The organism is Paracoccus subflavus (assembly GCF_004310345.1).
Classification (GTDB): Bacteria; Pseudomonadota; Alphaproteobacteria; order Rhodobacterales; family Rhodobacteraceae; genus Paracoccus; species Paracoccus subflavus.
The window spans coordinates 1-19614 of record NZ_SISK01000009.1; the positions used below are offsets into that span (position 1 = coordinate 1).

Annotated in this window: 23 protein-coding genes and 2 pseudogenes; 10 read left to right on the forward strand and 15 right to left on the reverse strand. The window is 62.3% G+C overall.

Annotated elements, in window-relative coordinates:
* Nucleotides 1–91: 91 nt before the first annotated feature.
* The 6 genes from EYE42_RS11835 to EYE42_RS11860 all read right to left on the reverse strand — a co-directional run bounded on the left by EYE42_RS11835 (nucleotide 92) and on the right by EYE42_RS11860 (nucleotide 4599).
* Nucleotides 92–733 (reverse strand): lysylphosphatidylglycerol synthase transmembrane domain-containing protein, encoded by a 642-nt coding sequence (locus tag EYE42_RS11835; RefSeq protein WP_165455779.1) that lies wholly within the window; start codon nucleotides 731–733, stop codon nucleotides 92–94.
* A gap of 235 nt (nucleotides 734–968) precedes the next feature.
* Entirely contained in the window at nucleotides 969–2300 is a 1332-nt protein-coding gene (locus EYE42_RS11840) for a sensor histidine kinase (protein WP_130991547.1), read from the reverse strand.
* Nucleotides 2297–2968 (reverse strand): winged helix-turn-helix domain-containing protein, encoded by a 672-nt coding sequence (locus tag EYE42_RS11845; RefSeq protein ID WP_130991548.1) that lies wholly within the window; start codon nucleotides 2966–2968, stop codon nucleotides 2297–2299. Before EYE42_RS11845 ends, EYE42_RS11840 begins: the two co-directional genes overlap by 4 nt.
* 69 nt (nucleotides 2969–3037) lie before the next feature.
* Complete coding sequence (locus EYE42_RS11850; protein WP_130991549.1) at nucleotides 3038–3619, reverse strand: PepSY domain-containing protein; 582 nt, start codon at nucleotides 3617–3619, stop codon at nucleotides 3038–3040.
* Between the two features lie 211 nt (nucleotides 3620–3830).
* A complete protein-coding gene (locus tag EYE42_RS11855) occupies nucleotides 3831–4052 on the reverse strand; it encodes a hypothetical protein (protein ID WP_130991550.1) in 222 nt (73 codons plus the stop codon).
* A 232-nt stretch (nucleotides 4053–4284) separates the two neighbouring features.
* On the reverse strand, nucleotides 4285–4599 hold the full coding sequence (locus EYE42_RS11860; protein WP_130991551.1) for an EamA family transporter: 315 nt from the start codon (nucleotides 4597–4599) through the stop codon (nucleotides 4285–4287).
* Between the two features lie 5 nt (nucleotides 4600–4604).
* Here EYE42_RS11860 and EYE42_RS11865 point away from each other — a divergent pair.
* The 3 genes and pseudogenes from EYE42_RS11865 to EYE42_RS11875 all read left to right on the forward strand — a co-directional run.
* Nucleotides 4605–4838: pseudogene (locus EYE42_RS11865) on the forward strand (integrase core domain-containing protein); the annotation flags it as partial.
* 296 nt (nucleotides 4839–5134) lie between these two features.
* The gene (locus EYE42_RS11870; RefSeq protein ID WP_130991552.1) at nucleotides 5135–5644 is read left to right on the forward strand and encodes an RNA polymerase sigma factor; all 510 of its coding nucleotides are present in this window, start codon (nucleotides 5135–5137) and stop codon (nucleotides 5642–5644) included.
* A complete protein-coding gene (locus EYE42_RS11875) occupies nucleotides 5641–6345 on the forward strand; it encodes an anti-sigma factor family protein (RefSeq protein WP_130991553.1) in 705 nt (234 codons plus the stop codon). Before EYE42_RS11870 ends, EYE42_RS11875 begins: the two co-directional genes overlap by 4 nt.
* Before the next feature lie 159 nt (nucleotides 6346–6504).
* Here the strand turns inward: EYE42_RS11875 and sorU are convergent, their stop codons facing one another.
* The 5 genes from sorU to EYE42_RS11900 form a co-directional block, all read right to left on the reverse strand.
* Nucleotides 6505–6966, reverse strand: coding sequence for a SorU family sulfite dehydrogenase c-type cytochrome subunit (gene sorU, locus EYE42_RS16215; RefSeq protein WP_211657940.1), 462 nt, complete (start codon nucleotides 6964–6966; stop codon nucleotides 6505–6507).
* A gap of 61 nt (nucleotides 6967–7027) precedes the next feature.
* Nucleotides 7028–8212, reverse strand: coding sequence for a SorT family sulfite dehydrogenase catalytic subunit (gene sorT, locus EYE42_RS11885; protein WP_130991554.1), 1185 nt, complete (start codon nucleotides 8210–8212; stop codon nucleotides 7028–7030).
* 128 nt (nucleotides 8213–8340) lie between these two features.
* Nucleotides 8341–9156, reverse strand: coding sequence for an extracellular solute-binding protein (locus EYE42_RS11890; protein ID WP_130991555.1), 816 nt, complete (start codon nucleotides 9154–9156; stop codon nucleotides 8341–8343).
* 113 nt (nucleotides 9157–9269) lie between these two features.
* Entirely contained in the window at nucleotides 9270–10034 is a 765-nt protein-coding gene (locus EYE42_RS11895) for an anti-sigma factor family protein (protein WP_130991556.1), read from the reverse strand.
* On the reverse strand, nucleotides 10031–10531 hold the full coding sequence (locus tag EYE42_RS11900; RefSeq protein WP_130991557.1) for an RNA polymerase sigma factor: 501 nt from the start codon (nucleotides 10529–10531) through the stop codon (nucleotides 10031–10033). Before EYE42_RS11900 ends, EYE42_RS11895 begins: the two co-directional genes overlap by 4 nt.
* 180 nt (nucleotides 10532–10711) lie before the next feature.
* Between EYE42_RS11900 and EYE42_RS11905 the strand changes: the two genes are divergently transcribed.
* The gene (locus tag EYE42_RS11905; RefSeq protein ID WP_130991558.1) at nucleotides 10712–11119 is read left to right on the forward strand and encodes a DUF7282 domain-containing protein; all 408 of its coding nucleotides are present in this window, start codon (nucleotides 10712–10714) and stop codon (nucleotides 11117–11119) included.
* Between the two features lie 425 nt (nucleotides 11120–11544).
* On the opposite strand, the gene EYE42_RS11910 is transcribed toward EYE42_RS11905, so the two are convergent.
* The 3 genes from EYE42_RS11910 to EYE42_RS11920 all read right to left on the reverse strand — a co-directional run bounded on the left by EYE42_RS11910 (nucleotide 11545) and on the right by EYE42_RS11920 (nucleotide 14036).
* Complete coding sequence (locus EYE42_RS11910; RefSeq protein ID WP_130991559.1) at nucleotides 11545–12528, reverse strand: malate dehydrogenase; 984 nt, start codon at nucleotides 12526–12528, stop codon at nucleotides 11545–11547.
* A 76-nt stretch (nucleotides 12529–12604) separates the two neighbouring features.
* On the reverse strand, nucleotides 12605–13204 hold the full coding sequence (locus EYE42_RS11915; RefSeq protein ID WP_211657941.1) for a uracil-DNA glycosylase family protein: 600 nt from the start codon (nucleotides 13202–13204) through the stop codon (nucleotides 12605–12607).
* Nucleotides 13197–14036 (reverse strand): LysR family transcriptional regulator, encoded by an 840-nt coding sequence (locus tag EYE42_RS11920; protein ID WP_130991561.1) that lies wholly within the window; start codon nucleotides 14034–14036, stop codon nucleotides 13197–13199. The genes EYE42_RS11915 and EYE42_RS11920 overlap by 8 nt, the downstream gene beginning before the upstream one ends.
* Before the next feature lie 211 nt (nucleotides 14037–14247).
* Here EYE42_RS11920 and EYE42_RS11925 point away from each other — a divergent pair, with 211 nt between their 5' ends.
* The 6 genes and pseudogenes from EYE42_RS11925 (at nucleotide 14248) to EYE42_RS11950 (ending at nucleotide 19290) form a co-directional block, all read left to right on the forward strand.
* The gene (locus tag EYE42_RS11925; protein WP_130991562.1) at nucleotides 14248–15357 is read left to right on the forward strand and encodes a TDT family transporter; all 1110 of its coding nucleotides are present in this window, start codon (nucleotides 14248–14250) and stop codon (nucleotides 15355–15357) included.
* Between the two features lie 135 nt (nucleotides 15358–15492).
* A complete protein-coding gene (locus tag EYE42_RS11930; RefSeq protein ID WP_130991563.1) occupies nucleotides 15493–15819 on the forward strand; it encodes a hypothetical protein in 327 nt (108 codons plus the stop codon).
* Between the two features lie 69 nt (nucleotides 15820–15888).
* Nucleotides 15889–17384 (forward strand): annotated as a pseudogene (locus EYE42_RS11935) (multicopper oxidase family protein).
* A 10-nt stretch (nucleotides 17385–17394) separates the two neighbouring features.
* Nucleotides 17395–18012 carry a DsbA family protein gene (locus EYE42_RS11940; protein WP_246020766.1) on the forward strand — a complete coding sequence of 206 codons (618 nt, stop codon included), beginning with the start codon at nucleotides 17395–17397 and terminating at the stop codon, nucleotides 18010–18012.
* A gap of 24 nt (nucleotides 18013–18036) precedes the next feature.
* Entirely contained in the window at nucleotides 18037–18558 is a 522-nt protein-coding gene (locus EYE42_RS11945; RefSeq protein ID WP_165455780.1) for a DUF305 domain-containing protein, read from the forward strand.
* An 81-nt stretch (nucleotides 18559–18639) separates the two neighbouring features.
* A complete protein-coding gene (locus EYE42_RS11950; RefSeq protein WP_130991564.1) occupies nucleotides 18640–19290 on the forward strand; it encodes a L,D-transpeptidase in 651 nt (216 codons plus the stop codon).
* Between the two features lie 27 nt (nucleotides 19291–19317).
* On the opposite strand, the gene EYE42_RS11955 is transcribed toward EYE42_RS11950, so the two are convergent.
* Complete coding sequence (locus EYE42_RS11955; RefSeq protein ID WP_130991565.1) at nucleotides 19318–19590, reverse strand: hypothetical protein; 273 nt, start codon at nucleotides 19588–19590, stop codon at nucleotides 19318–19320.
* Nucleotides 19591–19614: the final 24 nt, after the last annotated feature.

A 19614-nucleotide genomic window follows, 5' to 3' on the forward strand; every position in this document is an offset into this window, starting at 1 on the left:
GCGCAAACTCGACGGCCAGAACCGCCTGCCGGAGATCATCCAGGGGATTGAGTTCCGCGACGGCCTCCGTCAACTTCAAGCCGCCGCCTGATCAGGCGTCACCAACTTTTGCCCATATCTCCAGCAAACCGGGCGATGGTGCCTGCAATTCGAAACGGCCGATCTTCAGCCGTCGCCGGGTGACAGAGGCCCAGACCAGCGGCCCGAGAATGACCAGAATAGCGGCGATTGCCAGCAGCCTGACGCTGAATGGCTGAAAGGGCAGCACCGAGGCCAGCGCCATCGGATGCACGGCAAGCGCGCCCAGCCCGACCAGCGTGGCCGCCACCCCGAAGGCCATCGCCGTGAAGGTCGACACCGCCGCGATGTCATAACCATCAAGGCCTAGCCCCGAATACAGCCGCCAGCGGACCGCGCCGCCGGATACGGCGGTCAGGCCGATGGTATTGCCGAAGGCATAGGCCAGAAACCCGCCGCTGATCACCACCGGCAGCGGCAGCGGCTTGCCGATATGATGAAGCGCCGACCAGTCATAGGCGGCAAGGCACAGATAGCCGGCAAAGGTTGCGCCAAGCGCAAGCGCGATCAGGTGCCAGGGCGTGGTCCGGATCTGATCCGCCACCGCCTGAATATCGACCGGCGCGAGAAGCCGGTAGAGTGCATAGGCACCCAGCCCGAACAGAAGTACGGCCAGAAGATACGGCGCATACGCCCGTAACCGAGCGCCAAACATCCTGTTGCTCGCTGATTCGCGTGGATAACTAATGTCCGTCATGATTCTGCGCCTGTTCCTTGTCCCTCGCCGTTGCTTTCAAAGCACGCTGGGAGCTGCACAATCACCGAAGTCGTTATTTGCCAACATCTTCAGCCATCTGCCAACCGAATAGCCATCAACTAATATTCTGATTGATAAGGCTATTGCGACCCTCTGACCTCTTCTTGGGACAAAAATTAAATATTGGTAATGTTCATGTTTCGGCGAGATTGATTTCGACACGCAAGCCGGGCGCATTGTCCTGCAACTCCAGCGTTCCGCCATGCAGTTTGACGACCGCATCGACCAGACTAAGGCCCAAGCCGCTGCCGGGCGTGCTGCGGCTGCGATCAAGGCGGTAGAGACGGCGCAGAACCTTTTCGCGCTCGTCAACCGGGATTCCGGGGCCACTATCCGCAACCGTCAGGCGTGATCCATCGACCGTCAGCGCAACATCACTGCCCGCTGGCGTGTGGCGCAGGGCGTTTTCGATCAGGTTCGCAATGATCTGACCCAGCAGAGCGCGGTCGCCCATGACCTTCGCTTTTCTGCCGATATCGATCCGCAGGTTGTGTCCGCTTTCCTCGGCGGCAGGTTCATAGACCTCGGCCATCGTCGCGGCCAGCGCCGAAAGATCGACTGGCGCGAAGCGCGCACGTGGACTGCCGCCTTCGATCTGCGCGATGCTGAGCAAGGATTGGAAGGTCGAGACGATCCCGGCCACCTCGGCTTCGGCGCGGTCAAGTGCTACGGTCGAGGCACCGTTGGGCAGTTCGTCGCGGGCCTCGGCCAATTGCACCGACAGGCGCTGAATCGGGGTTTTCAGATCATGCGCGATGTCCGCTGATACCTGACGCAGGGCCTCGGTTGACGCCTGCTGCGCTTCGGCCAGCCGGTCGATGCCTGTGCCGACGCGCGACAAGTCATCGGCGGGGCCGGGCATGCCTGGCAGACGCGCTGACAAATCGCCGTCGCGCAACCGGTCCAGCGTGTCTTCGATTGCCGCAAGCCTGCGGGCCGAACGGCGTGCGCTGATCATCCCTGCGGCGAGGACCAGAAGGACAGTAGGCAGCAAGGTATAAGACAGAACCTGCCCAAAGACCTCGCGCAATTCATCGAAGGCATCGGCCGATTGACCGACCGTCAGCACCCCGCCCGGCACATCGCGGCTTTTGACGATGTAGCGGTCGCTCAGGTCATCGCTTCTGTCGGTCGGATCAAATTCGCGCAAACCGTTGCCCGGTAAGGCTTCGCGATAATTGCCGACAATACCATTCGCGCTCTCATAACGCAGGATCATATCCTCGGGCTCGGCTTTCGCTGAAAGCATATTGACGGCTGCAATGATACCGGCCGCATTACCAGAGGCGGAAAGTTCGTCCAGTTCGACATCCAGCGTGCTTTCGGCGGCGTCCAGAAGTGTCTTGTTGGCCAGCCACCAGGTCGCGGCGAAGGTCAGCAGGCTGATCAGCACGAACAGCGCGACCAGCCGCAGCGTCAGCCGCATCGGCGTCGAGCGCAGGATGTCGCGCCATTCGGCCCTCATGCTTCTATCCTGTAGCCCGCACCGCGCACGGTTTTGATCAGTTCGGTCGCGAAGGGCTTGTCTACCTTGCCGCGCAGGCGGGAGATATGGCTTTCGACCACATTGGTCTGCGGATCGAAGCTAAGTTCCCACACAGCCTCCAGCAGCATAGTGCGGGTCTGCACGCGGCCCTTTCGGCGCAGCAGGCATTCCAGCAGCGAAAATTCGCGTGGCAAGAGGTCGATCTCAATCCCGCCGCGCGTGACCTTCCGCCTGATCAGGTCCATTTGCAGATCGCCTGCGGACAGTGTGGATTCGTCGTCACGCATCTGCGGGCGGCGGGCCAGTGCCGCCAGCCGGGCGGACAGCTCGCCAAAGGCAAAGGGCTTGACCAGATAATCGTCGCCGCCCGCGTTCAGGCCCTCAATCCGGTCATCGACGCCGCCCAAAGCGGTCAGGAACAGCGCGGGGGTCAGGTTTTTCGCGGCTCGCAGCGTGCGGACCAGCGACAGCCCATCCAGATCGGGCAGCATCCGGTCAACAACCAGCACGTCGAAGTCGTTGGTCTGCGCGGTCAGCAAACCTTCGCGACCGTTACGGGTCAGATCGACGACATGCCCTTCTTCGCGCAAGCCATTGGCGATGTAATCGCCGGTCGTGCGGTCATCTTCTATCACCAGAATCCGCATTGGCCCCTCTTCCAGATACTAGGCCGGCCCCGGAAAAGGGGCCGGCGATTGGCAGGTCGATGGTTCGGATCAGTCGTTGTCGCCGTCTTCGTCACCGTCATCATCGGCCAACTGAGTCATGGTCCCGTCAGCCGCCATGGCGAATTCTTGCGTGGTGCCATCGGCATTGGCAAGTTCGACCTCGATCGTTCCGGCCTGGCCGTTTTCATGTTCGGCGCTGATCGACATTACCTTGCCCGAACCATTCTGCTCGGCCGTGGCGACCAGTTGGGTCAGCGGCGCGCCCAGTTGCGCAGGGTCCACAATGTCATCGTCATCGTCATCGGCATTGGCTACATCGCCTTCATCCTCGGTCTTGATCACCTGGCCGGATATGGCGTCGATCTCGACCGATACCTGCTTGCCATTCGCGATGGTATCGACCTCATAGTAGCCGGTGCCGTTTTTCTCATCGAACTCGGCGGCGACGGCGCTCCCACCGCTGGCGGTTTCGGCAGCAGCGATCGCGGCGGTAATATTCTGCGGTGCGCCCAGAAAGGCCTGCACCTCGGCCTGATCGTTGCCATCGCCGCTGGCGAATGCGGTGCCTCCGGCAAGGGCCGCGGCAGAGACCGCACCAGCGGTCAGAAGGGTAACCAGTTTGCGTTTCATTGTCGTCTTTCCTTTCGGTTCGTCGTCGGGCGTGATTGCCTTTCGATGACCTCAATCTGGGGGTGCCGGATGACCGAAAAATCGCTGCCGGATTACTTGTGCGTAATGTTCCGCGACTTCCGGACAACGAGAAACGCAGCGCCCCGCCGAGCGTGTCGGCGGGGCGAAATCATTCGGGTCTGCGGGGGCAAATGCGTCGCGGCAACGGCGTTCAGCCGGCCGTTGCCAAATCACCTTCAACAACATCCCTTTCGTCGGGTTCAGCCTCATTGGACACTTGCTGTTTTTGTGCGCCCACGGCCAGCCGCGCGGCACCTGCGACAACCAGTCCGATCACCAGCGCGGCGACTGCCATGACGGTGCCCAACCCAATTGCGGCTGCACCGGCAGAAACCAGCAGGATTGTCGCCAGGGTCGATTTCAGTCGTTTCATCTCATGCACTCCGTTCGTTGATGATCATAGAGATGGGGCAGGTGTCTGACAGCGCGCTGGCGGGAAGGTTACAGATCGGTAATCCTTTGAGAACTGCTCTCGGGCTCGGGCTATGATCTGCTGCTCATCCCGGTGTCAGCAAGACGTGCAGCATCTGCCGAGGCCTTTTCATCCCGGCGACGCATTCGCACCGGACGAGGACGCCCTCAAACGATCCGCCACCGGTTTTACGTTAACTGAGCGACAGAAGAATGGCACCGCCAGCGATCATCGTCACGCCCGCCCAACCCGCAAGACTGAGCCTTTCCCCCAGAAACAGAACGGCAATGATCGCGACAAGGACGACGCTCAGCTTGTCGATCGGCGCAACCTTCGAGGCTTCGCCAAGCTTCAGCGCGCGAAAATAGCACAGCCACGAAAAGCCCGTCGCCAGACCGGACAGGATCAGGAAGGTCCATGTCCGGGGCGAAATCGTCGCCGGATCCTGCCAATGCCCGGTGGCAACCACGATCCCTGCCGCTGCGAGCAATATGACGATGGTTCGGATAAGGCAGCATGGACGGCAAGGGCGCCTGGCGCGACAATGTCTTCGTCGAGCGCCTGTGGCGGACCATCAAATACGAGGAGGTCAACCTGCACTCCTATGCCAGCGTCCCCGAGGCCCGCGCCGGGATCAGCCGCTACATCGGCTTCTACAACAGCAGACAGCCTCATTCGTCGCTTGACGGGAGAACCCCCGATCAGGCCTACTTCAACCCGCCAATGCCCCAAACGGCAGCGGCATAACAAAGGCGGAAACCCACTTAGGAAACGCCCAATACCTGTTCAGATCCCCCGAACCACCTCTAGGGTCGCGAAATCGGAATTGATGTTTTCGATTCCGACCCTCGCAAAGATCGCGGTCAGTGCCGCGAACCTGGCGGATAGCAGGGCCCATGCCTGCCAGGTGTCAAAAAATCTCATCCTGCCTCCGATCATGATGTTCGACGATCACGGATCTGACCGTGAAGACCGGGATATCTTCAAGCGGCATAATGGTCGTGCAGGATGCATACTGCAAATCTTCGTGCTAACTGCTGTTCATGGCGCCCGAACAACTTCTTCTGACACTTCTGCCCGAATTGCGCGCCTATGCGCTGTCGATCTGCAGGAAAAGCGATGAGGTGGACGATCTGGTGCAGGATTCCATCGAACGGGCGCTGCGCTCAACGACGCGGCCGCGCGATATTGCCGGCTTGCGGCCGTGGATGTTTCGGGTCATCCGCAATCTTCACAATGATGAATTGAGAAAAAATTGCGTTCGCAGGGAATATTTTGCCCGCGAGGAACGTCTATCCGATGTGTCGTATGCCGGGCGGGACAACGAGTCAGACATGCAGATGCGCATGCTTTTCCAGCAGCTGCCGCCTGACATGCGCGAGATTCTGTTCCTGATCGACATCATGGAGTTGAAGTATCGCGAGGTGGCAGAGATTCTGGATGTGCCCACGGGAACGGTCATGAGCCGGATCAGCCGGGCCCGGAAGGCACTCAGGGATCTGGTCGAGGGATGCGAGCGGCCGGAAAACACAGGAAGACCCAAGGCAAGATGAGCACCTTATCCGAAACCGACTGGCAGTTGCTGAATGCCTATCATGACGACGAACTGCCCCCCGTCGAGCGCAGCGCATTCGAGCGTCGGCTGAAGGAAGAGCCGGCGCTGGACGCCGAGTTGCAGGAACTTCGGGCACAATCAGCGAAGCTGAAATCGCTTCGTCCACGGCTGGCGGCGGCGAATGATCCTGTGCAGCCGCGGCGTCGGCTGATCTGGACCGGAATTGGCGCGCTGGCGGCAAGCCTTGCGCTTGCGTTCTATCTGGGCGCGGGTATCGGCGCGGATCCGTCGCCCGCCGCGATCCATGCTGAATTCACAGCGGCCAGCCAAGGCGACGACAACATGCCAAGCGTCGCGTCCGGTCAGCAGGGTGCCGGGTTGCCCGATCTGACGGTGGCCGGGCTGGTGCTTGTGGCGACGCGCAGCGTCGGCAAGACCGAGGCGGCGCATTATGCCGGGCCGAACGGCTGCAGGGCGACCCTGCTGATTTCCGATGGTGATCTGGATGCGCCCGGTCAGACGGTGCTGCAATTTGCGGAATGGGCTGCCAGCGATCGCAATTACATGCTGCTCAGCGAGGGTATGGATCAGAAGCGTTTTGGCCTGATCGTTGATTATCTGAGGGGCCATACCTCCGGATCGCCAGACACGGTGGTCGCGCTGCAAGAGGCGATTGGGGAGACCCGAACCTGCACGTGAGGCAGATCGAGCTCCAATGACAGGCCCGGACGCGGTTACGTCCGGGCCTGTCGCATGTTCCGCAAAGTAGGTTTTCCGGGGCAGGGAGGAATGATCCGCTTGGAACCCGCACCTTGCGGAACAATTGCTGTTGTGCTGTTCAGAGGCGGCGCGCTCCGGTCATTCGGTTGCGGCTTCGGATGAAGGTTCCGCCTTGTCGGTTCCTACCGATTCCTCTGCTGCGGCATCCGTCGCATCCGTCGCATCCGTCGCATCCGTCGCATCCGTCGCATCCGTGGCGCCCGTCTCCGAAGCACCGCCGGTGACCTCGGCGACATAAAGCGCGACCGTCTCGATATCCTCTTTGGACATCATCTCTGCAAAGGCGGGCATGACGCCGATGCCGCTGGTTACGGCGGTGCGCACCTGATCGGCGGTCGGTTTCAATTCGTCGAGGCTTGGTCCGATCTCGCCCGTCGCTTCCGCATCCGCCATGGTGTGGCAGATCGAACAGGTGGGCTCGGTCCCCTCGGTAAAGATCTTTCGCCCGGCGTCGAGATCGGTTTCGGCATGTGCCGCGCCGGCGATCATGGCCGCAAGAAGGAATGCGCCGCCGAACAGGGGCGTTGTGTTGGATGGCATGGAATAACTCCGTCGCTTTCTGATGCGGTCGATGGCGGGGCCGGCCATCGACCGCCTGGGATCAGGTGATGGTCAGGTCGACCGCATGGGCGCGCCAGCCGTTATGGCCATAGGCGCGTTCATTCGGCTCGACCGTTTCGGGTTGAGTATCACCCGCCGCGTTGGTCGCACGGCTGGCGAGGACATGTTCCCCGGCGGGCAGATCGGCGATCAGCACAAAGGGTCGCCAGGCATATTCGCCCAGATCCGGACCGATGAAAGCCGCCTCTGTCCAGGTCGCGCCGTCGTCGGTCGAAACCTCGATCTTGTTGACAGCACTGGTGCCACCGAAAGCCACACCATGGATCTGCACCTTGCCGGTCGCGGCATCGGCCAGCGGACCGGTGATCCATGACTTGACGTTCATCTCGAACATCGAGGGCTGCGACGGATCGCCGGCCTCGCCAACCGGGCGCATGCGATATCCAGTCTGCTGGATCTTGGCGGGCGATTCCTCGGCGGTGAAGGCCAGCTTCTTGATGTATTTGACATTATTGACGCCGTAATAGCCCGGCACGATCAGCCGCAAGGGGCCGCCATGGGCCAGCGGGATCGCTTCGCCGTTCATGTCCCAGGCAAGGATCGCGCGGTCCATCAACTCGGCCGGGACCGAGCGTTCGACCTGCACCGTCTCTGCCGGAATCCCCTCGGGGATGACCTCGCCGCCAGTGCCGGTCAGCCATGTCATGCCTTCGCTGGCACCGCCCATGGCCTCGACAAGGGCGCGCACCGGCACGCCGGTCCAGATGACATTGCCGGCAGCGCCGACGCCCCATTGCGTGCCGCTGGCTTCGTGGTCGAAAAACGCGCGTCCATTGCCCGAACATTGCAGCACGCAGACGACGGTTTCGACACCAACGGTCTTCAACTGGCCGACCGTCATCGTGGTGGGATTGGCGACGCCGTCGAATTCGATTTCCCAGGCGTCGCGGTCGGCTACGATATCCTCGGGCGGGGCGGGCAGGTTGTTTCGCACGTAAAGGCTGTTGCTGGGCGTAACCAGTTCGATCCCCTGTGCGGCGCGCTTGGTCTCGATCGTTTCCTTAGTGTGAACGATCACGTCATCGGCGTTTTTCCACGCCACATAGTCGGGCAGCGCCTTGGCTTTTTCCTGCGCCATGGCGGGCAGGCCGGTGGCGATGGCCGTGGCTGCGCCCGCCGTGCCGATCAGGAAATGCCGTCTTTTGAGATTGGGTATTTTCGTCATTGTTTCCTCCCTTGGTCGCGGATGGGCCGGCAAAGCTGAAACCGGCCCTCCACCTGGCATAGACGTGCAGCGCGGCGAATTTATTCCATCGCGTTTCGGAATATTTGCGCGCGTGCCGCTGTTCCGGATCAGCGGGTCCAACCTTCGGTCGCCATCAGCTCCTGCGCCTCGTCACTCAGCAGAAAATCGAGGAAGGCCTGCGCTTCGGGATCGGCATCGGGCGACAGTGCGACACTGAGGTCGCGCCAGATGCGGCGATCAGGCTCGATCTCGACCAGATCAAGGTCGTCCTTGGTCAGCGGCCAGTTCGGCCAGGTGATCCAGCCATCGGCATCCTGTTCGGTGAACTGCTTGTAGCTTGCGCCCGAGCCCAGCCCGTAGGCCACGATATTCTTGCGGAACCGGGCGATGTCATCCAACCGGCCCAGACGACCCGCGACATCCTCCCACACGCCCGTGCCCGAGGTGTTGTAGATGCCGGACCCTTCGGTCACGACGATCTTCCTGCCGTCGGCCAACAAATCCTCGATACCCGTGATATTGTCGGGGTTGCCCGCCTTGACCGCAATCACCGCCGGACGGATGTAGATCGGCTGCACCGAGCCCGAGGAAAACGCAGTATAGGTCAGCAGATAGGCGGTCATCGACTGCTCCGACGTGCCCCACATGATGTCTGCATCGGCCTGCGCATCCTTGCTCCAATCGGCCTCGGGCCCGGCGATGATCTCGACCTTCACATCGCTGGTCTTGGCCCAGGCATCCGCCACCTTCTGAAAGGCAGTGTGCGGACCGCCAGCGCCATACAGCTTTACGACACCATCCTTGGGCGCATGCTGGATGGAGGGATCGTGCAGCGGCGTCTTGCCCGCCATCTCCGAGGCGGTTTCAGCGATTGCTGGTGCTGCAGCGGCGAAGATCGCCGTGAGGATTAACGGAATACGCATGTTTTCCCTTTCATGTGCTGGTGGTTGATTGGCCGAACTGCGTCGGCCTGTAGTCCAACAGACGCTTCCGCCGGCCAAACCCTTCCGGGTCAGGTCATCACCATCCCGTGAAGTCAGATCGGGGTGCCATCGTCGCTCAGCTGCGCCTGAAGCAGATGTGCGATCTCCAGCAGTCGCTCGCGCGGTAGGCTGCCTGCCAGCGCGTAGCCGAATTCCGTATCGCTCCAGTAAAAGGCCTGTGCGGTCGCTGACTGCGCAAATCGGAACTCGGGGTCGCCGTCCTTTCCGCGTCTGAGATAAAGCGTCAGGCGCTGGCCTTTCTGGTCTTCATACATAAGCTGCGCGGCCGGATCGGATGGTGAGGGCAGAAGCCTGCCGCCGACAAGTTCCAAACCGGCGACACGCAGATCGGGAACGATGAAAGAGCGGCCCAGCCGGTTGCTCAGCCAGGTGGCAAGGTGTCCCTTGTCGTCGGCCGTGACCTCGACGGGATGCGCGACCTCGACCACGAATGTGCGATGCGCGGCCAGCGCCTCATCGGCGATGCCCTGCGCGACGATGGCCACCGGCGCATCAGGATGGCTTTGCCAGCCGATGATTCCACCGACGAACAGGGCGGCGGCCAATGACGCGGCCCATGCGATGGGTTGGCGGGTCGTCGGCTTTTGTGCCGGCATCGTGGCAGGGCTGGCAGCCACAAGCCCGTCGAACGCCCGGCGCAGGTCGCGGGCGATGACCAAGTCGGCGTCGATCCTGCGCCGGGCGGCATCGTCACCCAGCAGATGCGCATCGACCAGCGCCCGCCTTTCGCTTGTCAGGGCATTGTCAACATAACCGATCAGGTCGTCTTCACTGATTGGGTCAATGGGTCGGGTCATTTGACGCTCCTGAGTTTCGGAGCTGCGTCACCTGTCGCCGCGCGAAGTGCTGCGCGGGCACGGCTGACGCGGCTGAGGACGGTTCCTTCCGGCACGCCCAGCGTTTTTGCCGTCTCGCCATAGGTGAACCCCTCGACACTGACCAGGATCAGCGCGATCCGCTGATCGTCAGGCAAGGCCATGACATGGGCCAGCAGCTTGTTCAGTTCGACATGATCGTCCTGGTTTGGAGGCAGCACCGGCGCGGTGCTTTCCGGGTCCCCCTGCGTGGCTGTCTGCCGCTTCTGCCGCCGCCAACGATCAACATGCAGGTTGCGCATCATGGTGAACAGCCAGCCGCGCAGGGGGACGCCTGCCTTGCGTAACGTCCATTTGCGCAGGGCGCGTTCCATGCAATCCTGCACAAGGTCATCCGCATCGTCCATGTTGCGCGTCAGCGTGATGGCATAGCGCTTCATGGCGTCGGCCTCCTGGCCAAGGGTATCGCGAGATGGCATCGGCGGTCCTCCTGCGCGCCGGGTCAGGGCCGGGCGCTTGCCATAATGACGTGTCAGGGGGTGACTTCATTCCATCGGATGGATGCGAATATTCTTTGGAAGGGTTTTTGCTTTGCCGTCGTCTTTCCTGCAGTGCGCCCGGTTTCGGGTGCCCGAACCCACATCAGGAAAGGAAATCACATGCCTCTGTTCAAAGCCTTTGCCACCGCTGTCGCGCTTGTTCCCGCCGCGGCAGGTATCGCCGCCGCCGAAAACGTGATCTCGGCCGATCAGCAGGAATTCGGGCAATCCGTCATCATCCAGTCGGTGACGGCCGAACAGGATGGCTGGCTGGTGATGCATGCGGTGCAGGACGGTCAGGCGGTTGTCCCCGCATCGATCGGTCACACCTATATCAAGGCGGGAACCACCGAGAACGTCGCCGTGGCCCTGACCGAGCCTTCCGAAGGTGGCCCGCTGGTCGTCATGATTCATGTCGATGATGGTGAGGCGGGTGTCTATGAATTCGGTCCCGACAGCACCGAACACGACAAGCCTGTCATGGGCGATGACGGTCCGGTCGTCGCGAAATTCGAAGTCGCGAACTGAAGCTGCGGCGGACACGCAACGGAGGACTTCCAATGTCAAACCCTGAACCTGACCTCGGGAAATCAGAGCGCTGGCACTGGGTACCAATCGCCGGAATCATAGCATCGGTGGTAGCGGCCCTGTTCTTCGCCTTCTACGAGTCAGCGTCAGAGCCTCCGGTTGATGACGGTGCCCGCAGCGGCGAAGTCGAAGGCTGACAAGCTGGCGGGCGGATCACTTGTGATCCGCCCGTGAATAAATTGAGAAATCGAAAATGAAAGTTCATACCCGAACTCTCTGTTGCACGATCGTTCCATGGCCGCAGCGATTGCCGCGCTGGCGTTCAGGTTTCATCACACGCCGGGAGTTGACCTATCGTCGGCGCATATCGTCACAACCCTGATGCGTATGGCTTTTCAACAGAGCAATATTTCGGCCGCGCAGCTTTACAGAAGGGCCGCGACGGCCTCGCGCTCTTCCTGCAGTTCGGCAATGGTGCGGGCCATCATCTCGCGCTGGAAGTCGTTGAAGGTCAGCCCTTCGACGCGCTCGTAGCGCCCATCCGTGCAGATGACGGGCACGCCGAACATCAGCCCGGCCGGAATGTCATACTCACCGTTCGAATGGACGCCCATCGAGCCCCATTTGCCGTCACTGCCGTTGATCCAGTCGTGCATGTGGCCGATGGCAGCATTGGCGGCGGATGCGGTTGACGATGCGCCCCGCGCCTCGATGATTGAGATGCCGCGGCGGGCGACGTTCGGGATCAGCGTTTCGCGATACCACGCGTCGTCGCCGATCATGTCGGAGAGGCTATCGTCCTGACTTGTCGCATTGGTCCAGTCGGCGAACATGGTGGGGGAGTGGTTGCCCCAGACGGCCAGACGATCGATGCTGTCCACCGCGACGCCTGCCTTTGCCGCAAGCTGGGTCAGCGCGCGGTTATGGTCCAGACGGATCATCGATGTGACATTCTCGGTCGGAAAGTCGGGCGCGTTGGCGGCAAGGATCATCGCGTTGGTGTTGGCGGGGTTGCCAACAACGACGACCTTCGCCTCGCGCTTGGCTGCCTCGTTCAGGGCGCGGCCCTGCGCGCGAAAGATCTCGGCATTGGCAGACAGCAGATCGCGCCGCTCCATCCCCTTGCTGCGTGGACGAGAGCCGACGAAGAACGCGGCATCGGCGTCGCGAAAGGCCGTCGCCGGATCGTCGGTGATGATCGTGTCGACCAGCAGCGGGAAGGCGCAATCCTCAAGCTCCATCACCACGCCGCGCACGGCGTCCTGTGCCTGCGGCAGGTCCAGAAGTTGCAGGATCACCGGTTGATCGGGGCCGTAGACATCGTTCTTGGCGATGCGGAACAGCAAGGCGTAGCAAATCTGGCCAGCGGCACCGGTCACGGCGATGCGCTTTGGGGTGGGTGTGGTCATGGTAGCCTCGGGTAAAAATGTGCTGGCAGATTTAGGCGCGCGACGCGGTGCTGTCCAACGCATCGTTTCTATCGAATCAATCGCTTTGTTCGATGAATGCGGCGGCTCCGATGCGGAACTGTTGCAGTCCGCCTTGCGCAGGATGCCGGACATAGGTGGCGGGAACGGGCAGGTCCCTTGCAGCGCGCTCGGCGATGCGCCCGATGCACAGGATGCGCGACGGACGTTTCCACGCGATCAGTGCGCGCAGCACGGGCAGATTGACGACGATCTCGGCCGCCGTCGGCGAACGGGTGCGACCGTCCCCGCGATGGGGGTGCTGTGAGACCGCGTTCCAGAACAGCGGAAGCGGATCGGGTGCCGCGTCCCAGATTGCCCGGGCGGTGGGTCCGTCGGGCAACGCCTCGTTCGTCGGCTGGATCAGCGGCAGGCCGAGGCGGGGCAAGGCCAATTCTCCGCAGAACGGTATGCCGGTGCGGCATGCGCCCCGCCGCGCCTGCGCCTCGCCCAACCAAAGGGGCGTGCCGGGTGGCGTCGCTTCCAGATAGATGCGCAGGTTCTGGCACCGAATGCGCGGGGCGCTGGGCCCTTCCACCGCAGGGTTGTGGTCGCGATAGGGGTTGAACAGGCGTTGGGTCGAGGGGATCGCTATCAAGGCGCGCAGAACCTCATCCAAGCGCGCATTCCAGAAAAGCCTGAGCGGCACGGCTGACATGACGCCCGGTTGGCCGGACGGCGTGGAACTGGCGCGGCGGGATGGGGAAGGCGATTTCCGTCAGCCTGCCTGCGGCAAGCGAGGCTTCCACCACGACACGCGAAAGGGCGGTGACGCCGGCTCCGGCCTCGACCGCTGCGCGCACGGCTTCGTTCGATGGCAGTTCCAGCGCGATGCGTGGTGTGATGCCCGCTGCCGTCAGAGCCTGCTCCAGAATGGCCCGCGTGCCGGACCCTTGTTCACGCATCACCCAAGGCGTCTGCGCCAGATCGGCCACGGGGGCAGCGGCGACGATGACCAACTGGTCCGTCGCGGCGGGTGTCAGGGTGAGGGCTGCGGAAGTGACTTCGTCCTCCACAAAGCCCAGATCTGCCTCGCCCTCGGCCACCGCTTGACCGACGTCGTAGGTGTTCAGGATGCGCAGTGTCAGGTCGATGCCCGGATGTGCGGCATGGAAAGTCTGCATGACCCGAGGCAACCAGTAATTTGCGACGGTTTGGCTGGCGACCAGCCGCAACCGTCCGTGGTGAAGCCCCATCGATGCCGCAAGGAACCCCGCCGCATCCTCGGCGCGTGCGATGACCGCGCGTGCCTCTGGCAGGAAGCTGCGACCAAGATCGGTCAGCACAACGCCGCGGCCCACGCGGTCGAACAGGCGCACGTCGTGGCGCTCCTCCAGCGCGGCAATGGCGGCGCTGGTCGCGGATTGGGTCAGGTTCAGAGCGCGCGCGGCCTCGGTCACATGCTGACGCTCGGCGACGGCGATGAAGATGCGAAGCTGTTCCAGTGTCATGGGGTCCTCGGACGCGACAGGGCGAAGGCCACGAGGGAACCTAAGCTGGCCATCAGGCCGTTCATTCCGCCTTCGCCCTTCAGCGCCCCCAAAACCCCGCCTCCGTCCAGATCGTCATGTTCAATCATCGACAAATCCGATCATTCAGACAAGTTTAATCCGTTGGACGCCAGGTGCCAGTGTTTCTATCCCTGCGGCAAGGAGAAATCACATGACCTTCGAGAAAATGCGCGCCGTATCGCTTGGCCTTCAACCTCTCAGCCGCCTCGACAGCCCGCGCGAGATCGTGCGCCAGTTCACGCCAAACTGGTTTGCGGCCACGATGGGCACCGGCATTCTGTCCATCGCCCTTGCCCAGACCCAGTTCCGGGCTGTGGGTGAGGCGCTTTGGCTGTTGAATATCGGCCTATTCGCGCTGTTCAGCGTGCTTTATGCGGCGCGGTGGGTATTCTTCTTCGACGGTGCGCGGCGCATCTTCGGGCATTCGGTCGTATCGATGTTCTTCGGCTGCATTCCGATGGGGCTGGCGACGATCATCAACGGCCTGCTGATCTATCGCGGGGCGGTGGGGGTGGCGGAAGCGCTGTGGTGGATTGACGTGGCGATGGCCGCTGCCTGCGGCATCGCCATCCCCTATATGATGTTCACGCGGCAAAACCATTCCATCGACCAGATGACCGCCGTCTGGCTGCTTCCGATGGTCGCGGCCGAGGTCGCGGCAGTGACGGGCGGATTGCTCGCGCCGCATGTGGAGAACGGCCTGACCGTGATCTGGGTGTCCTACATCCTCTGGGCGCTGTCGGTGCCCATCGCGATGAGCGTGCTGGTGGTGCTGGTCCTGCGGTTGGTGCTACACAAGCTGCCGCATGCCTCGATGGCGGCCTCGGCCTGGCTGGCGCTTGGCCCTATCGGGACCGGCGCGCTGGGCCTGATGACACTGGGCGAGGCCGCTCCCGACATCTTCGCCGCAAATGGGCTAAGCGCCTATGCCGGGGCCGCGAAGGGTATCGGCCTGATCGGCGGCATGATTATGTGGGGCTACGGCCTGTGGTGGTTCGCCATCGCCACGCTGATCACGGCGCGTTACGCCCGCGAGGGGTTGCCGTTCAATCTGGGTTGGTGGGGCTATACCTTTCCGATCGGGGTTTTCGCAGTGGCGACGCTGAAACTGGCAAGCCTGCTGCCCATCGCCGCGATCGGGGTTATAGGCCTCGGGCTGGTGGCGCTGCTGGCGGCGATCTGGCTCGTGGTCGCGACCCGCACATTGCGCGGTGCCTGGAGGGGCGATCTGTTCGTCGCGCCCTGCCTGAAGGAAGACTGAGATGATCGCCACGCCTGTCTTTCGTGACACGACGCTGAGCAATCCGTGATTTGAAACGGCACGTTATCGCGCCTACTGTCGATCTTGTTTGAAGGGATAGCTCCTAAACCCATGATGCGCCGCTGGATATGCTCCGTGCTGGTCATTCTGCTCGCCTCGGTCGGGGCGATGCATCATGGGAAAATGGCGGTGGCATCTGAAACGCCGTCCCACCAGATTGTGGCTTCTGCACCGGCAATGGCCGCATGCGATTCCGGTGAGTGCCACAAACCCCATCATGCGCCAGAAAGCGGAATGTCCGATGCCTGCGCCATTGTCTGCCTGGGCACACCGGCACCCTGGATCGCAGGCGCGCAAACCGCCCCCGTCCAAATCGGGCGGTCTCTGAAGCGGCACTTCACGGCCCTGACGTATGAGGGCCGTCTGGTCGGCCCCGGATACCGCCCTCCGAAATCCATCTGAACACTTGCTTGCCGCACCTTTCAAGGTGCCGAACATGGTTCGCCCTACGGGATCTGATGGATTATTCATATGACTTGCACACTGAATCGCCGCGGCTTTCTGGCCGCATCCGCTACCATGGCCGCAGCTTTTGCCATCCCGCGCACCAGCATGGCGCAGCCAGCCGCGCTGGCCTTGCAGGCAGCGACGCGCACGCTGGACATCGATGGCCGCGCCGCCACGGTTTTCGGGCTGATCAACGGCAGCGGAGCGACCGGGCTGACGCTGGATCCGGGCCAGCGTTTCCTGCTGGACCTGACCAATGATCTGACCGAACCGACGATCATTCACTGGCATGGACAGATCCCGCCGAACGCACAGGACGGCGTTCCCGATATGCCGATGCCGCTGCTGCAGTCAGGAGAGACGCGTGCCTATGATTTTGAGGCCGCAGCCGGCACGCATTGGATGCACAGCCATGTGCCCATTCAGGAGATGCAGTTGCTGGCCGCGCCCCTGATCGTCCGCCGCCCCGAGGATCTGCGAGCTGATCGGCAAGAGGTCACCATGTTCCTTCACGACTTTTCGTTCCGCCCGCCGGAAGAGGTGCTGGCCGAAATCCGCTTGGGAAAGGGGCATGGCGAGGCCGCCGAAGCCGATATGTCGCAACCAGCCGATCCCCATGCCGGCCATGACATGGGTGGCGGTATGGCCATGAACGGGATGTCGGAAATGGGCGGCATGTCCATGCCCGGTATGGCCGGGATGCAGATGGACCTGAACGACTTCGATTCGATGCCTATCTGGTGAATGACCGCACCTTGAGCGACCCGGAAGTTGTGCGGGTGGAAAAGGGCGGCCGAGTCCTGCTGCGGGTCATCAATGCGGCTGCTGCCACGGTGTTCTGGCTCGACAGCGGCGAGGTTCCGGGTCGGCTTGTGGCGGTGGATGGCCAGCCGGTGCAGCCCTTGCCAGGAACGCGCTTCGGTCTGGCCATGGGGCAGCGCCTGGATATCGAGCTTGACCTGCCCGCCGAAGGCGGCGCCTGGCCGATCCTTGCGCTGCGCGAAGGCGCGCATGAGCGCACCGGCCTGATCCTTGCGACCGCTGGCGCCAACGTGCCGGTCATTCTCGGAATGGCAGACGAGGCCGCACCTGCATTCGATATCGACCTTGCGCAGGAAGCCGCCTTGCGTGCCGTTGCGCCGCTGACAGAACGAGTTGCCGATGCGTCACCCATGGTGATGTTGAGCGGACAGATGCAGCCCTATCGCTGGACCATCAATGCCCGCGTGTTCGAGGACCGCGCCCCGGTCACAGCAATATCCGGCCAGCGAGTCGAGATTATGTTTCACAACATGTCGATGATGGGCCATCCCATGCATCTGCATGGCCATCATTTCCAAGTTGTCGCGATCAATGGCAGACGGTTTTCCGGTGCATTGCGCGACACGGTCTATGTGCCGCCCATGTCGATGGTCACGGTGGCGCTGGATGCGGGCGAGGCGGCGGAATGGATGCTGCATTGTCACCACATGCCGCATCTTGCCAGCGGCATGATGACGACGTTCGCGGTCTCGGCGTGACGGGAGTGACATGATGTTTCAGCGACGCATGATCCTGACCCTGGCCCTTACCGCCCCGGCGATGGCCATCGCACCGCGCCTATCTTGGGCTGGTCATTCGCTTCCACCCGAATTCCGCAGGCAGCTTGAACATGACGCGAATGCGCCGATCTTCGGCAATCCTGATGGCGATGCGACTCTGATCGAGTTCTTCGACTATAACTGCCAGTTCTGCCGCGCGATGATGCCAGTGGTGGATGCCGTGTTAGGAGCCGATCCCGGCTTGCGGATGGTGATGCGGGAATGGCCGGTCTTTGGCGAGGGTTCGGTTTTCGCGGCCCGCGCGGCGCTGGCGTCGCGCAAGCAGGGCCGCTACGCCGACTTTCATCGCGTCCTGTTGAGTCAGAAACCCCGGGCCGAAAGGGCCAGCGTCCTGCGTGTCGCGCGATCCATGGGTTTAGACACTCAGCAGTTGCAGCGCGATATGGGCGGCCTGGAGATTGCCCAACATATCCAGAAGTCCAATGCGCTGGCCGAGGCGATGGGGCTTGTCGGCACACCCACCTTCATCGCCGGATCGGATTCGCGCTTTGGCGCCATTTCGTCAGCGAAACTGGCCGAACTTGTCGCCGCCGCGCGGCGCAACTGACATATTTCACGAAAGGACAACGTCATGGATCATTCTGATCAACACAACAGCCACGGAAGCCTGAGCGGCGGAAGCTATGGCCGTTTTGCGGCGATGATCGTCACCTCGACGGTCATCATGTTCGGGTTGATGTATCTGAACACCTGGGCGATCGATCACGTCTTTTTCAGCCAGACCCGGATGTGGATGGCGCTCTACATGGGCGGTGCCATGGCGCTGATCATGTTGGCCTTCATGCTGGGGATGTATCGCAGTCCGCGTGCCAATTTGATCGTCGCGGGCGTTTCGATTCTGGCATTTGCGCTTGGCCTGTTTCTGGTCCGCAGTCAGGCAACGGTCGATGATACCGCCTGGATGAAGGCGATGATTCCGCATCATTCCATTGCGATCCTGACATCCACCCGTGCGGATATCTCGGATCCTCGCGTCCGGGCGCTGGCGGACAGCATCATCGAGGCGCAGACTCTGGAAATCGCGGAGATGAAGGCGCTGATCGCCGATCTGGAAGGCGGGCCAGCGGCGACGCCAGAGGTCGATGGGCGCTGAAGATTCGGCACGGCAATCGCAGAAGTCGCTGCGCTTGCCGCTTCCATCTGAAGATACAAGGAAAGGACAAGGAGCAATCACATGCTGACACGCAGACATTTCATCCGCACGACGACGGCGCTGTTTTCGGCGGCCGCCGCCACGCCGGTCATGGCCTCAACCTGGCCCGACACGGCGCAAAAGGCCGCTTGGGATGCCGAGGTCGAGGCCGGTGGTCCCAATCCCTGGGGACTGCACGCGCGTTACCTGCCGCAGCGAGTCACTGCGAACGCAGGGCTGGTGCCGGGCGACATTCATGTCGATGCGGTGGCCCGATACCTTTATCACATCGAAGAGGGCGGCACGGCGATGCGTTACGGCGTGGCCATCGGCAGGGGCGATCTTTACGAGCCGGGCACCTATACGATCAAACGCAAGGCCGAATGGCCGCATTGGACCCCGACGCGCAACATGATCGAGCGCGAACCCGAGGTCTATGCGCAATATGAGGACGGCATGGAACCCGGCCCTCGGAACGCTCTGGGTTCGCGTGCGCTGTATCTCTATCTCGGCGAGCGCGACACCTATCTGCGCATTCACGGCACGCCGTTTCCGACCTCGATCGGCAGCAGGGCCAGTTCCGGCTGCGTCCGCATGGTCATGGCCCATATCAACGGGCTCTATCCACGGGTCCAGATGGGCGCGACGGCCTATCTCTATTCGCCGGAGGGCAGCGTGACGGCCATAAGCTAAACGGCTGCCCTCCGGCGATGCCGGGCGTCAGGACGTGCGCGCGTTGCAGATATGGTTGCCATTCGCGGCGCGCAGCGGCACCAGCGTCGTTTCGACCGGCCCGGCATGATAATACCAATAGCAATCATCCGCCGGGTCCAGCCGCGCCGTGGTCAGGTCTTGATTGGGGCCGGCGATGGCGACGACCTCGTTCGGAATGGGATAGGGCGAGGCCGCTTCGGCAGCGATATCGGGCGTCTGGGCCGCGCATCCGGCAAGGACGAGCAGCGTCAGGGCAATGGCGGCGGTTCTTTTCTGCATGGGAGACTCCTTGAGTGGGGTGGT

Coding starts and splice junctions, on each gene's coding strand:
- EYE42_RS11945 (WP_165455780.1), top strand. CDS start 18,037: ATGGATCATTCTGATCAACACAACAGCCACGGAAGCCTGAGCGGCGGA.
- EYE42_RS11835 (WP_165455779.1), bottom strand. CDS start 733: ATGTTTGGCGCTCGGTTACGGGCGTATGCGCCGTATCTTCTGGCCGTA.
- EYE42_RS11925 (WP_130991562.1), top strand. CDS start 14,248: ATGACCTTCGAGAAAATGCGCGCCGTATCGCTTGGCCTTCAACCTCTC.
- EYE42_RS11890 (WP_130991555.1), bottom strand. CDS start 9,156: ATGCGTATTCCGTTAATCCTCACGGCGATCTTCGCCGCTGCAGCACCA.
- EYE42_RS11855 (WP_130991550.1), bottom strand. CDS start 4,052: ATGAAACGACTGAAATCGACCCTGGCGACAATCCTGCTGGTTTCTGCC.
- EYE42_RS11900 (WP_130991557.1), bottom strand. CDS start 10,531: ATGCCATCTCGCGATACCCTTGGCCAGGAGGCCGACGCCATGAAGCGC.
- EYE42_RS11910 (WP_130991559.1), bottom strand. CDS start 12,528: ATGACCACACCCACCCCAAAGCGCATCGCCGTGACCGGTGCCGCTGGC.
- EYE42_RS11875 (WP_130991553.1), top strand. CDS start 5,641: ATGAGCACCTTATCCGAAACCGACTGGCAGTTGCTGAATGCCTATCAT.
- EYE42_RS11950 (WP_130991564.1), top strand. CDS start 18,640: ATGCTGACACGCAGACATTTCATCCGCACGACGACGGCGCTGTTTTCG.
- EYE42_RS11905 (WP_130991558.1), top strand. CDS start 10,712: ATGCCTCTGTTCAAAGCCTTTGCCACCGCTGTCGCGCTTGTTCCCGCC.
- EYE42_RS11920 (WP_130991561.1), bottom strand. CDS start 14,036: ATGACACTGGAACAGCTTCGCATCTTCATCGCCGTCGCCGAGCGTCAG.
- EYE42_RS11870 (WP_130991552.1), top strand. CDS start 5,135: ATGGCGCCCGAACAACTTCTTCTGACACTTCTGCCCGAATTGCGCGCC.
- EYE42_RS11955 (WP_130991565.1), bottom strand. CDS start 19,590: ATGCAGAAAAGAACCGCCGCCATTGCCCTGACGCTGCTCGTCCTTGCC.
- sorT (WP_130991554.1), bottom strand. CDS start 8,212: ATGACGAAAATACCCAATCTCAAAAGACGGCATTTCCTGATCGGCACG.
- EYE42_RS11845 (WP_130991548.1), bottom strand. CDS start 2,968: ATGCGGATTCTGGTGATAGAAGATGACCGCACGACCGGCGATTACATC.
- EYE42_RS11895 (WP_130991556.1), bottom strand. CDS start 10,034: ATGACCCGACCCATTGACCCAATCAGTGAAGACGACCTGATCGGTTAT.
- sorU (WP_211657940.1), bottom strand. CDS start 6,966: ATGCCATCCAACACAACGCCCCTGTTCGGCGGCGCATTCCTTCTTGCG.
- EYE42_RS11840 (WP_130991547.1), bottom strand. CDS start 2,300: ATGAGGGCCGAATGGCGCGACATCCTGCGCTCGACGCCGATGCGGCTG.
- EYE42_RS11940 (WP_246020766.1), top strand. CDS start 17,395: ATGATGTTTCAGCGACGCATGATCCTGACCCTGGCCCTTACCGCCCCG.
- EYE42_RS11850 (WP_130991549.1), bottom strand. CDS start 3,619: ATGAAACGCAAACTGGTTACCCTTCTGACCGCTGGTGCGGTCTCTGCC.